Raw genomic sequence first — 12,984 nt, 5'->3', positions numbered from 1 at the left:
CTCAACCGGCGGCCTCGTAAGGTTCTGGAGTACGCGACTCCTGCTGAGGTGCTCGCCGGCATCGTGATGGAAAACGTAGGATAAACGCACCACGGTGTTGCACTAGAACCCTGAGCCCGCCGCGCTGAAAGTATCCGATGGCGACCTAAGTTCTTTGCGGCGCCGTTCTGAGGCGCGTTGTTGGGTCGATCCACGGTGTTTCAGGCGCTCAGAACGCCGTGGATCGACCCAACAATCCAATCCGGGCAGGGCTCGCGGAACCTTTCGCGAGCAGCCTGCCGCTATTTCGCGGGCAGCTTGGGCCGGGCGACCGTTACTTCATCGGGTCGCCAGGCGCCACCCTTACGTCGCCGGAAGGCCGGCGGCGTGCGCGCAGATCTCGCCGTAGCGTTCGGCCACGCCAGCAGGATCAAGCTCACCGCCGGCCCGGTACCACTGAGAGACGCCCGTGCAGATAGTCGTGATCGCTCGTGAGGCATCCCGCGGGAACTCCGTGGTGAAGCTGCCGTCGGCAACGCACTCCTCGACCACCTCGTCGAGGAGTTTCTGTTGCCGGTCACGAGCGGCGATATGAGCATCCCGGTGCTGATCTTTCAGCGCTCGGATCTCGCTGAATGCGATGAAGGCGAGATCGGACTGGTGCGCGTGGAAGAGCAGCAGGCATTCGATGAGGCGGTCGAAGCGGGCGGTCGGCTCCTGCCCGCCGTCGGCGAGTGCCGCGACGCTGCGCTGCCACAGATCCTCCATCGCCAGGCGGTCGATCTCGGCGAGGATCGCATGCTTCGATGCGAAGTGGTGATAGAGGCCTGGCACTGACAGCCCGGCCGCGCCAGCCAGCTGGCGGATACTCGTGCCGTGGAATCCGCCCGTGACGAAGCTGTTGAGGGCGGACTGAAGGATCGGCGACAGCAGCGGGGCGTCGTAGTCCCGCCAGTTCGTCATGGTTGCACTGCTCACGAGTTGTCCCTGCCTGCTCCGTCTCACTGTATTCTCATCCCTAATCTACGGGCATTCGGACCCCGCGGTTCCATTCGCCCCCCGGGCGGTTTTATTCGACCCCCGAAACGTCCCTCCATCTCTGAGCCCGATCGCTTTGCTGCTCGAACGGTCGACAGTCATGCCCGGCCGCCCTTGCGCTCGGTCATCGTGTGATCTACGATACAGAACTAACCGAGCGAGCGCTCGGTCGGCCGAAACGGAGATGTTCCGGTTACGACACGATGAAGGGCGACAGTCAGATGGCAGCCGACAGCACTTCCACCACCACGCAGCATGTGTGGACGCGGCTCTACCCCGCCGGAGTCGGTGAGACGCCGGAGATCCACGACGAGTCCACGGCCCATGCGCGGAACGCTCGCGTCGAGGCGGCCCCGAGTCAGATCGCCGTGACCTACCGTGGCCGCAGGTTCACCACCGCCGACATCGACCGTGAAGCCGAGGCGCTCGCCGCCGGGTACCTCTCCCGCGGCCTGCAGAAGTCGAACATCGTCGGCGTCTACCTCCAGAACGTCCCGCAGTTCGCCGTGGCGCTGCTCGCGGCCTGGAAGATCGGCGTCGTCCCCCTCGTCCTCAACCCCATGTACCGCGGCCGCGAACTGCGCGCGCTCATAGACGATTCGGCCGCCTCGGCGATCATCTGCGACGAAGCAGACCTCGGCCAGGTTCGCGAGACCCTCGCCGGCAGCTCTCTGACCTGGGTGCTCACCACCGATGACGACGAATACGACCGCGACCCTGCCGACCTCGTGGTCGACGCCCAGACCACTGCCTCCCGTGGGTTCGAAACCACCCTCGCCGAGGCGACCTCCGCCGAGTCCGGGATCGCCGTCGATTCGTGGGGTCCCTTCCTCGCCTCCCAGCGGACCAACGCGCCCGACCACCGCACCGAACTGCTGCCGGGCCTCGACGACGCCGCCCTGCTCACCTACACATCAGGCACGACCGGACCGGCCAAAGGCGCCGTCGGCACCCACCGCAATGTGCTCGCCGTGGCCCGGTCGTACGGAGCGTGGCTGAACCTCGGCGAAGGCGACGTCATGCTCGCCATCGCCCCGCTCTTCCATATCACCGGAGCCGTCGCCTGCGCGGCGACCTCGCTGATCTTCCCGATCACGCTCGACTTCATCGGCCGCGTCAACGCGGACAAGATCGTCACCGCCATCCGAGATGACAAGGTCACCGTGACCATCGGCTCGATCACCGTCTACAACGCACTGCTCGAACACGAATCGGCCACAGCCGAGGACCTGCAGAGCATCCGCTACCTCTACTCCGGTGGAGCCCCCGTGCCGCCGGCCACGGTCGAGCGCTTCCGGAACCGGTTCGGCCACTACATCCACAACATCTACGGGATGACCGAAACCGCTTCCGCGGTCATCGGAGTCCCGCCCGACACCGAGGCACCCGTCGACCCGGCCACCGACACCCTGGCCATCGGCGTGCCGTTCCCCGGACTCGAAGCCCGCATCGTCGACATCGCCGACGGAACCGTCATCACCGATTCCAGCGCCGGCGAACTCGAGCTGCGCGGGCCTCAGATCACGCCCGGCTACCTCGGCAAGCCCGAAGCCAACGAGGCGGCCTTCGACGAGGGCTGGTTGCGCACCGGCGACGTCGGCGTCATGGACGACGCCGGCTGGATCTATCTCGTCGACCGGATCAAGGACCAGATCAACGCCTCCGGCTACAAAGTGTGGCCGCGCGAGGTCGAAGACGTCCTCTACGAACACCCGGCCGTGCTCGAAGCCGCCGTCGTCGGCCAGCCCGACGACTACCGCGGCGAGACCGTCGTCGCCTACGTCTCCCTGCGCACCGGCCAAGACGTCAGCGCCGAGGAATTCATCGCCTTCGCGAAAGAACGCCTCGCAGCGTACAAGTACCCGCGCACCGTCCACGTCATGTCAGACCTGCCGAAGACGCACACCGGGAAGATCCAACGCAGGCTGCTGCGAGACTCCGGAAGAGAAGCAGCGTCAGATAGATAGGCACCACTGACCGACAACCATTCAAGACAGGAGAGACATTGAGCGAATCAACGATCGGACGCCGTTTCGAAGGGCAGGTCGCCCTCGTGACGGGATCGAGCCGCGGAATCGGCCTCGGCATCGCCCGCAGACTGCAGGCCGAAGGAGCGACCGTCGTCCTCACCGCCCGCAAGCCCGAACCGCTGGCCGAGACGGTCGCCGAATTCCCCGAGGACACTGCGATCGGCATCGCCGGCAAGGCCGATGACCCGGCCCACCGCGCCGAGGTCTTCGACACGATCGCGAAGAAGTTCGGTCGCCTTGACGTGCTCGTCACGAACGTCGGCATCAACCCCGTCTACGGTGACACCGTCGACATTGAGCTCGAGGCCGCCCGCAAGATCCTCGAAGTCAACGTGCTCGGAACCTTGGCCTGGATCCAGGGCGCGGTCAACCACGAGGGTCTGCACTTCCGTGAGAACAAGGGCCGGATCCTCTCGATCTCCTCGGTCGCCGGACAGAACCCCAGCGAAGGCATCGGCATGTACGGAGTCTCGAAGGCCGCCGTGTCCCACCTCGTGAAGACTCTCGCCGTCGAACTCGGCCCTGATATCCGCGTCAACGGCATCGCTCCGGCCGTCGTCAAGACCCGTTTCGCCACCGCCCTCTACGAAGGCAGAGAAGCCGAAGTCACCGCCGCCTACCCGGCCGGCCGCCTCGGCACACCTGAAGACATCGGGGCCGCCGCCGCATATCTGACCTCGTCCGACTCGGACTGGATCACCGCTCAGATCCTCACCGCCGACGGCGGACTCATCACAGCAGGAGGCACAGCATGAGCCGGATTCCAGCAGACGTCGAAGAGCTGCGCCAGCGCACCCGCACCTTCATCCGCGACGTGGTCATGCCCGCCGAGCCCCATCCCGGGGACTACCTCGACGAGGCGGTCCTCGCCGATCTCAAGGCCAAGGCCAAGGAAGCCGGCGTATTCGCCCCGCACGTGCCCACCGAGTGGGGCGGCCAGGGCGTGCCGATCGAATTATGGTCCCCGGTGTTCCAGGAGGCAGGATACTCGCCGATCGGGCCCGCCGTTCTCAATTGCATGGCACCCGATGAGGGCAACATGCACATGCTCGCCCAGATCGCCACGCAGGAGCAGAAGGAGCGGTTCCTCGCCCCGCTGGCTGCCGGCGACGTCCGCTCCTCCTTCGCCATGACCGAACCACATCCGGGCACCGGCTCCGACCCGTCGGCGTTGTCCACCCGCGCCGTCAAGGACGGCGACGAATGGGTCATCAACGGCGACAAGCGCTTCATCTCCGGTGCTGAACTGAGCAGCTTCTTCATCGTCATGGCCGCTACCGACGCCGAGGAGTCGGCCGCTGCGACCGAGGGGTCGGGCTCCGCGCAGGCTCGCAAGGGCCAGGCCGCCACGATGTTCCTCGTACCCAAAGACACCCCCGGCGTCAGTGTCGGCCGGTCGATCCACACTGTCGATCGCACCATCGCCGGAGGCCACCCCTACGTCCACTTCGACGATGTCCGCGTCCCCGCCTCGGCGATCCTCGGCGAACCCGGCAAGGGCTTCGCCTACGCCCAGGTGCGCCTGGCACCGGCCCGCCTCACGCACTGCATGCGGTGGCTGGGACTGGCCCGCCGGGCGCTGGACACGGCTCTCGACCGTGCCGAACATCGCGAGGCATTCGGCGATGTCCTGGCACGGCAGGGGCTCGTGCAGGAACTCATTGCGCAGTCAGTCATCGACATCGAGACCTCTGACGCGATGATCACGAAGACCTCCGAGGTGCTCGCCACCGACGCGAAGGAAGCGAACTCCAGATCTTCGATCGCGAAGGTCTACTGCTCCGAAGCCGTCTACCGCGTCATCGACCGCGCCATCCAGATCACCGGCGGCGACGGAGTCTCCGACCAGCTGCCGCTGATCCAGTACCTCAACGACGTCCGCCCGTTCCGCATCTACGACGGCGCCACCGAGACGCACAAGTTCGCGATCTCCCGCCGCGCGTCATCGAAGCGCCGCAAGGAAGTCGCCGCGGGTGCACCTCGTCTCGACAACGTGGGGGAGGCACGATGACCGAGAAGCTCGTCGACGTCGTCGACACTGCCGCCGAGGCGCGCGCCCTGTCCGCTCCGCCGCTGCTCATCGTCGACGTCCTCACCGACTACCTCGACACGCATGGCTTCGGGTCCGGTCCCGTCCGCTGGGATCGCATCGGCGAGGGCCAGTCGAACGTCACCTTCCGGATCCGTCGCGGTGACCTCGATGTGGTGCTGCGCCGCGGACCGCGCCCGCCGATCCCGAAATCGACTCACGACATGGTCCGGGAGGCGAAGATCCAGAAGGTCCTCGGCGCTCAGGGAGTGGCCGTGCCCACGATCCTCCATGTCTGCGAGGACGAATCGGTCCTCGGCGTGCCGTTCTACATCATGGATTTCGTGCCGGGCACCGTCGTCACCGACACCCTGCCCGATTTCCTCGCCGAGGCGGCTGACCGTCGCGCACTGAGCGAAGCCCTCGTCGACCGCCTCGTCGACCTCCACTCGGTCGACGTCACCGTTGCCGAAGTGGCCGCGCTTGGTCGACCGGACGGATACCTGGAGCGCCAGGTGAAGCTGTTCGCCTCCCTCTGGGAGAAGAACACTCAGCGGTCGCTGCCCCAGGTCAGCCGCCTCGGTGAGTGGTTGGCAGCGAACATTCCGACCACTCAGCGGCACGGGGTCGTCCATGGCGACTACCGTGCCGGAAACGCAATGATCGCGTCCTCGACGCCGGTCGAGGTCGCAGCGATCCTCGACTGGGAGATGTCGACCCTCGGCGATCCGCTCGCCGACCTCGGCTACTTCCTCGTCACCTACACCGACCGCGAGCATCCGCGCACGGTCATGGACCTCACCCCGGTCACGGCAGCGGAGGGGTTCCTCACCCGTTCCGAACTCGCCGATCGTTACCAGCAGAAGACGGGCCTCGATCTGTCCGGGTTGCCCTGGTACAAGGCCTTCGCGCTGTGGAAGGCCGCGATCTTCAGTGAAGCCATCTACACCAGATGGCTCAACGGAGAGGCACCGTCGGCCGGTGACTTCACCGGCAGCCTCGAAACCGGGGTCCCCGAACTCATCGCAGCCGCCGAAGCCATCGCCGCCACCGTCGTCTGACGGCGAGCGAGATAGGAGTATCTGCACCACCGAGCACCACCACAGATATATCCAGCGCCACCTCCAATGAAGCAGTGGAAAGGAAGCCATGACCGATACGATCGCAGAGACAAAGGTGCCTCTGCAGCTGAAACGACGCTCCGTCGTCGCGAGCACCATCGGCAACATCCTCGAATGGTACGAATGGAGCGCCTACGCGGTGTTCACTCCGTTCATCGCGGCCGCTATGTTCAACAGTGAGGACCCGTTCTCCTCCGTCCTCGCGACCCTCGGCGTCTTCGCCGTCGGATTCCTCATGCGGCCGCTCGGCGGCATCGTGTTCGGCAAGATCGCCGATGTGAAGGGCCGGAAGTTCGTCCTCATCGTCACGATGCTCATCATGGCCGGCGGATCGTTCCTCATCGCCGTCCTCCCGACCTACGGTCAGATCGGCGTCTTCGCCTCACTGATCCTCCTTCTCATCCGCGTCGCGCAGGGCTTCGCTCACGGCGGGGAGTCGGCGACTGCGAACTCATATATCGCCGAGATCGCCCCGGCCCATAAGCGCGGATTCTGGGGCAGCATCGTCTTCGTCGCCATCTTCGGCGGCTCGGTCGTCGCCTACACCATCGGCGGAGTGATCACGAACGTCTTCTCCGAGGCCGCGGTCAGTGATTGGGCGTGGAGGATTCCGTTCGCGCTCGGCGGTCTGCTGGCGCTCGTCGCACTGTGGATGCGCCGCGGAATGGTCGAAAGCGATGTCTTCGAAGCCGATGAAGCGGAAGAGACCGTCGCCCCGACTCCTCTCGATCGCGGCCGTGTGGCTCGTGCGATCGTCCTCGTCGTGCTCATGACCTCGGGTATCACCGCAGCTCATTACACATGGACCTCGTACGCCTCGACCTTGGCGATCACCGAGCGTGGCATGGATGCGCAGACCGCTTACTGGGCGACCGTCGGTGCGCAGATCATCGCACTCGCGTCGCTGCCCTTTTGGGGATTCCTCTCGGATCGGATCGGTCGTCGGCCGGTGCTCATCGGCTTCGGTGTCCTCATGGCGATCCTGCAGTATCCGCTCATGGGCATGATCACGGACACCGGGTGGACGCTCTTCGTCGCGTCGACGCTGGCTCTGCTCGTCGTCTCGATGGCAGGAGCCCTGCTGTCGGCAGTCCTGTCCGAGGCATTCCCCACGAAAGTTCGCACTCAGGGAATCGGCTTCGCCTACTCGGTCTCCGTGGCGGTGTTCGGCGGAACGGCGCCGTACCTCAACGGACTGTTCAACTCGCTCGACCTCAGCTGGCTCTCCAGTGGCTGGGTGGTCCTGCTCTGCCTGGCGACGATCGTTGCCGTGGTCAAGCTGCCCGAGACCAAGGGCAAGGACCTCAACGAGATCTGAGCCTTGCAGCGGGACCGCAGCGCCGCCTCGGCGAATTTAGGTCGCTATCGGATCTCGGCGCCCGAATCTAGGTCGCTATCGGATACTTCTGAGCCAGAAAAGTATCCGATAGCGACCTATTTCTGCATGGGAGATACAGGGGAGCTGCCGTGGGGAGCTGGTCCTCGCGGCGGTTGGAAGAGTGTTCATAGTGAGGGACCAGCACGGGGTTTGTCGGGGGTGATTTCATTCACTAGAATCGGAGGCGCAGTCTCAGCCGGGGCCCCAGAGGTCCATCTGCTTCAGAAGCCCTTCTGGTTCTGCACACAACTTCATACGCCGCTAAGACAAGACGTGGGAGAGCTGCCGGGCAGCCGCAACTGCACATACGGGCGAACGCCAGCCGCTGCTGGAACGCCGACTGACGCAGAAGCACAAAGCTCCGAGCAGCGCCGTAGGTGCAATTCCCTCCCCGGGAAACTCTCAGGCCCAGTACCACCGATTGCAGGCATATCTGAAGGACAGCGAGTCCCGTCCGCAGACGAATCAGCGCCGACGTGCGCATGATTCGGAGGCAGGGCAGGCCGCAGCTCCGACAGATCGGGGAGGACACTCAGCGATCGCTGCGTCCTCCAATTCGGTGGGCGCGACACCGACCCTAGGACGGCAATTGACCAGTTCACTCGCCCATACGACGCAGGCAACAGGGGACACCGCGCGCCCCTTCTCCGACCGCCACATCGGCCCCCGCGCCGACGACGCCCGGGCCATGCTCGCCGAACTCGGCTATGACTCCCTGGAAGCACTCTCGAATGCTGCCGTCCCGGAATCCATCCAGAACGACGAGCTCAACCTGCCCGCCGGACGCTCCGAATTCGACGTGCTGAACGACCTGCGCGACCTCGCCGACCAGAACGTCGTGCGCACCCAGCTCATCGGCCAGGGCTACCACGACACGATCACCCCGGCCGTCATCCGCCGCAACCTGGTCGAGAACCCTGCCTGGTACACCGCCTACACCCCGTACCAGCCCGAGATCTCCCAGGGCCGGCTCGAAGCGCTGCTGAACTTCCAGCAGGTCGTCCAGGACCTCACAGGCCTCGACATCGCCAACGCCTCCCTCCTCGATGAGGCCACCGCCGTCGCCGAGGCGGTCCTGCTCATGCGTCGCGCAGTGAAGAAGGGGACAACCGTCGTCCTCGACTCCGAACTCCACCCGCAGACCATCGCCGTCGTCCGCGCCCGCGCCAAGGCCATGGACTTCCGCGTCACCGTCGCCGACCTCGCCGAGGGCCTCGTCGGCGAAGACATCTTCGGCATCGTCTGCGCCCAGCCCGGCACCACCGGAGCCATCCGCGACTTCACCGAAGCCGTCGACGGAGCGCACGACCGTGGTGCGCTCGTCACCTTCGACGCCGATCTGCTCGCCCTGACCCTGCTCAAGGACTGCGCCTCGCAGGGTGCGGACATCGCCGTCGGCTCGGCCCAGCGCTTCGGTGTGCCCCTGTTCTTCGGCGGCCCCCACGCCGGCTTCATGGCCGTGAAGTCCGGACTCCAGCGCCAGCTGCCCGGCCGCCTCGTCGGAGTTTCGAAGGACACCCAGGGCAAGCCCGGCTACCGCCTGGCCCTGCAGACCCGCGAACAGCACATCCGTCGCCAGAAGGCCACATCGAACATCTGCACCGCGCAGGCTCTGCTCGCCAATGTCGCCTCGATGTACGCCGTCTACCACGGCCCGGTCGGCCTGACCCGCATCGCCTCCCGCGTGCACCGCCTCGCCCACGCGTTCGCAGGTGCCGCGGACACCGCCCCCGGCGCCGAGGTGGTCACCTGGGAATTCTTCGACACCGTGGCCCTGCGCGTGGCCGATGCCGAAGCCGCCCGCTACGTTGCCGACCAGGCCGGATACAACATCCGCGTGATCGACAACACCACCGTCGGCGTCTCCTTCGGCGAACCCCACACCGTCGCCGACGCCAACGGCCTGCTCGAGGCCCTGGGCATCTATGCCCGGGTCGACGCGGACGACTTCGAAGCCGCCTCGGCGGGAACCTTCGGAGCCAACGCCGTGCCGGAACCCGCATTCGCGGCGTCGTTCCACCGGGACACCGAATTCCTCACCCACCCAGTCTTCAGCGCCCACGGCTCCGAGACCTCGATGATGCGCTACCTGCGCACCCTGGCCGACCGCGACCTCGCACTGGACCGGACGATGATTCCGCTGGGCTCGTGCACGATGAAGCTCAACGCCGCCGCCGAGATGGAACCCATCACCTGGCCGGAATTCGCCTCCATCCACCCCTTCGCCCCCGTCGAACAGACCAAGGGCTGGCGCGCACTCATCGGCCGCCTCGAGGACTCCCTCGTCGAGGTCACCGGCTACGACCGTGTGTCCCTGCAGCCCAACGCCGGTTCCCAGGGTGAACTGGCCGGACTGCTCGCCATCCGCGCTTACCATGTGGCAAACGGCGATGATGCTCGCACCGTCGTGCTCATCCCGCAGTCCGCGCACGGCACGAACGCCGCCTCCGCGGTGCTCGCCGGTCTCCAGGTGCAGGTTGTGGCGACTGCCGATGACGGCTCCGTGGACATGGACGACCTCGATGCGAAGATCGCCAAGCACGAAGGCAAGATCGCCGGCATCATGATCACCTATCCGTCCACCCACGGTGTCTTCGAACCGCAGATCCGCGAGGTCTGCGACAAGGTCCATGCCGCCGGCGGTCAGGTCTACGTCGACGGTGCGAACCTCAACGCCATGGTCGGACTCGCCAAGCCCGGCGAATTCGGCGGTGACGTCTCCCACCTCAACCTGCACAAGACCTTCTGCATCCCTCACGGAGGCGGCGGCCCCGGAGTCGGCCCCGTGGCGGTGCGCGAACACCTCGCTCCGTACCTGCCCGGCGATGCCACGCTGCCGGACCTTGTCGCCGGTGACCCGGACGCTAAGGAGCTGCCGATCTCCGCATCGATGTTCGGCTCCGCAGGAGTCCTGCCCATCAGCTTCGCCTACCTCGAGCTCATGGGTGCCGAAGGTCTGCGCGAGGCCTCGCGCTCGGCTCTGCTCGGTGCGAACTACCTGGCGAAGAAGCTCGGCGACGTCTTTCCCGTCCTCTACTCGGGTGAAAACGGACTCGTCGGCCACGAAACGATCCTCGACCTCCGTGCGATCACCTCGGCGACGGGCGTTACCGCCGAGGATGTCTGCAAGCGCCTCGTCGACTTCGGCTTCCACGCCCCGACCCTGGCCTTCCCGGTGCCCGGCACCCTCATGGTCGAACCCACCGAGTCCGAGGACAAGGACGAGCTCGACCGTTTCATCGAGGCCATGCGCACCATCCGCGCCGAGATCGACGAGATCGGCAAGTCGTATACCTACGAAGAGTCGCCGCTGGCCCTCGCGCCGCACCCAGCGACCGTGGTGATGGACGACTGGGATGGCAAGTACAGCCGCGAGACCGCGGTGTTCCCCGTGCCCGGGCTGCGCCTCACGAAGTACTTCCCGCCGGCCAGCCGCATCGACGGAGCCTACGGCGACCGCAACCTGGTGTGCTCCTGCCCGCCGCCAGAGGCCTTCGAAGAGTTCGAGGAAGAGGACAACTGATGACTGATCAGACTGCCAACGCCCCCAAAGAGACCCCGCTGCACAGCATCCACGCCGAGCTCGGTGCCTCGTTCACCGACTTCGGCGGCTGGGACATGCCGCTGAAGTACGGTTCGGAACTCGCCGAACACCGTGCCGTGCGTGAGGCCGCAGGTCTCTTCGACCTCTCCCACATGGGCGAGGTGCGCATCGCCGGAACCGACGCCGCAGCCTTCCTCGACTACGCGCTCGTCGCGAAGTACTCGAAGATGAAGATCGGCAAGGCCAAGTACGGAGTCATCGTCAACGAGTCAGGCGGCCTTCTCGACGACCTCATCACCTACCGCATCGGTGAGGAGGAGTTCCTCATCGTCCCCAACGCCTCGAACACGCCCACCGTGGTCGCCGCGCTGAAGGACCGCGTGCACCAGTTCGTGCAGACCGTCGCACCCGGCTCCGATGTGCACCTGACCGACGAGTCCGACGCCACCGCGCTCATCGCCGTGCAGGGACCGAACTCCGAGGCGATCATCCTGCGCGCCCTCGACGAGTCCGGCCACGGCGAATTCGGACCCCGCACCGGCGCCAGTGACCAGGCGAAGGCCCAGGTCACCGACGACGCCAACGGGGGAGCCACCTCGGCGGGGGATGCGAAGATCACCATCGGTCAGGCGGTGCGCGAACTGGGGTACTACGCGTGGATGCCGCTGACGATCGCCGGAATCGACCTCATGCTCGCCCGCACCGGATACACCGGTGAGGACGGGTTCGAGCTCTACGTCCCCAACATCGGCGCCACCCGCCTGTGGAACACGCTCGTGACCTCGGGTGCGGACTACGGACTCGTTCCCTGCGGTCTGGCCGCACGCGATTCGCTGCGCCTCGAAGCCGGAATGCCGCTCTACGGCAACGAACTCGATCAGAACACCACCCCGTACGATGCGGGACTGGGGCGGATGATCGGGTTCAGCACAAAGGACGACTTCTTCGCCCGAGAAGCCCTGGCGAAGCTCGGAGAGACCGAACCGCCGCGAGTGCTCGTCGGCCTGAGTTCGGAGGGACGCCGCGCCGCTCGATCCGGAGCCGCCGTGTCGATCGACGGCGCTGAGGTCGGCACCGTCACCTCCGGTCAGCCCTCGCCGACACTCGGCCACCCGATCGCCCTGGCCTACATCGACCGGGACCACGCCGAGGCGGGCACCGCCGTGACCGTGGACATCCGCGGCAAGGCGCACGACTTCACCGTCACACAGCTGCCGTTCTACAAGCGTCAGGCTCACTGAAGCTCTTACCCACAATTCATCCTGGTGGGCCCGGTGACTCGTAGACTGGTCCCACCTGGCACAACAACGTCGTGACCGCCCCTTACCGGCAGTCACAGTAAGGAAGACAGATGGCACAGCTGCCCCCGCTCCCGCAGAACTTCACCTACTCCGCCGAACACGAATGGGTCGACGGCGCCGCCGATGAGCTCGTCGGCAAGACCGTCAAGGTCGGCATCACCGCCGTCGCCGCCGATGCCCTCGGCGAGGTCGTCTACGTCGACCTGCCCGCGGTCGGCGACACCATCACCGCAGGGGAGACCTGCGGCGAGGTCGAATCCACGAAGTCCGTATCCGACCTCTACACCCCGGTGACCGGCGAGGTCGTCACCATCAACGAGGCGGCCGTGGACTCACCCGGACTGCTCAACTCCGACCCCTACGGCGAGGGCTGGCTGTTCGAGGTCACCGTGACCGAGGTCGGCGAAGTCATGGACGCCGCAGCCTACGCCGAGGCGAACTCCCTCTGAGCCTCATCCTCCGGGCGGAGGATATCAACGCTGAGGCGGGGTCGGCCGAGGTCGGTGCCGACACATCGTCGGCACCGGCACGCCATGCACGTGAGTGCACGGCTGTTCGGTCGGC

At 66.1% G+C, this 12,984-nt stretch carries 9 protein-coding genes and 1 riboswitch; of the genes, 8 read left to right on the top strand and 1 reads right to left on the bottom strand.

Annotation, left to right across the window (positions count from 1 at the left end; all coding sequences use genetic code 11):
- Positions 1-342 precede the first annotated feature (342 nt).
- Complete coding sequence (locus HK353_RS15760) at positions 343-957, bottom strand: TetR/AcrR family transcriptional regulator (protein ID WP_342589966.1); 615 nt, start codon at positions 955-957, stop codon at positions 343-345.
- A 281-nt stretch (positions 958-1,238) separates the two neighbouring features.
- Between HK353_RS15760 and HK353_RS15755 the strand changes: the two genes are divergently transcribed.
- From HK353_RS15755 to gcvH, 8 genes are all read left to right on the top strand, one after another.
- Positions 1,239-2,984: a class I adenylate-forming enzyme family protein gene (locus HK353_RS15755; protein ID WP_173157692.1), complete on the top strand. Its 1,746-nt coding sequence runs from the start codon at positions 1,239-1,241 to the stop codon at positions 2,982-2,984.
- A gap of 38 nt (positions 2,985-3,022) precedes the next feature.
- Positions 3,023-3,802, top strand: coding sequence for an SDR family oxidoreductase (locus HK353_RS15750; RefSeq protein ID WP_217278535.1), 780 nt, complete (start codon positions 3,023-3,025; stop codon positions 3,800-3,802).
- Positions 3,799-5,058 carry an acyl-CoA dehydrogenase family protein gene (locus tag HK353_RS15745; protein ID WP_173157690.1) on the top strand — a complete coding sequence of 420 codons (1,260 nt, stop codon included), beginning with the start codon at positions 3,799-3,801 and terminating at the stop codon, positions 5,056-5,058. The genes HK353_RS15750 and HK353_RS15745 overlap by 4 nt, the downstream gene beginning before the upstream one ends.
- A complete protein-coding gene (locus HK353_RS15740) occupies positions 5,055-6,137 on the top strand; it encodes a phosphotransferase family protein (RefSeq protein WP_173157688.1) in 1,083 nt (360 codons plus the stop codon). Before HK353_RS15745 ends, HK353_RS15740 begins: the two co-directional genes overlap by 4 nt.
- A gap of 88 nt (positions 6,138-6,225) precedes the next feature.
- Positions 6,226-7,515, top strand: a complete 1,290-nt coding sequence (locus HK353_RS15735) for an MFS transporter (RefSeq protein WP_173157686.1) — start codon at positions 6,226-6,228, stop codon at positions 7,513-7,515.
- Between the two features lie 324 nt (positions 7,516-7,839).
- Positions 7,840-8,002, top strand: a riboswitch (glycine riboswitch).
- A gap of 162 nt (positions 8,003-8,164) precedes the next feature.
- Entirely contained in the window at positions 8,165-11,098 is a 2,934-nt protein-coding gene (gcvP, locus tag HK353_RS15730) for an aminomethyl-transferring glycine dehydrogenase (RefSeq protein WP_173157684.1), read from the top strand.
- Entirely contained in the window at positions 11,098-12,360 is a 1,263-nt protein-coding gene (locus tag HK353_RS15725) for a glycine cleavage system aminomethyltransferase GcvT (protein WP_173157682.1), read from the top strand. Before gcvP ends, HK353_RS15725 begins: the two co-directional genes overlap by 1 nt.
- A gap of 110 nt (positions 12,361-12,470) precedes the next feature.
- Positions 12,471-12,869, top strand: a complete 399-nt coding sequence (gcvH, locus tag HK353_RS15720) for a glycine cleavage system protein GcvH (RefSeq protein WP_173157680.1) — start codon at positions 12,471-12,473, stop codon at positions 12,867-12,869.
- The last annotated feature ends 115 nt before the right edge of the window (positions 12,870-12,984 follow it).

This window comes from Brevibacterium permense, from assembly GCF_013280495.1.
Lineage (GTDB): Bacteria > Actinomycetota > Actinomycetes > Actinomycetales > Brevibacteriaceae > Brevibacterium > Brevibacterium permense.
This window is presented reverse-complemented; position numbering and strand designations above follow the sequence as displayed.

What these genes read in the sequence shown, in the direction of transcription:
- gcvH (WP_173157680.1), top strand. Translation starts at nt 12,471, where the DNA reads ATGGCACAGCTGCCCCCGCTCCCGCAGAACTTCACCTACTCCGCCGAA.
- HK353_RS15725 (WP_173157682.1), top strand. Translation starts at nt 11,098, where the DNA reads ATGACTGATCAGACTGCCAACGCCCCCAAAGAGACCCCGCTGCACAGC.
- HK353_RS15745 (WP_173157690.1), top strand. Translation starts at nt 3,799, where the DNA reads ATGAGCCGGATTCCAGCAGACGTCGAAGAGCTGCGCCAGCGCACCCGC.
- HK353_RS15755 (WP_173157692.1), top strand. Translation starts at nt 1,239, where the DNA reads ATGGCAGCCGACAGCACTTCCACCACCACGCAGCATGTGTGGACGCGG.
- HK353_RS15735 (WP_173157686.1), top strand. Translation starts at nt 6,226, where the DNA reads ATGACCGATACGATCGCAGAGACAAAGGTGCCTCTGCAGCTGAAACGA.
- HK353_RS15740 (WP_173157688.1), top strand. Translation starts at nt 5,055, where the DNA reads ATGACCGAGAAGCTCGTCGACGTCGTCGACACTGCCGCCGAGGCGCGC.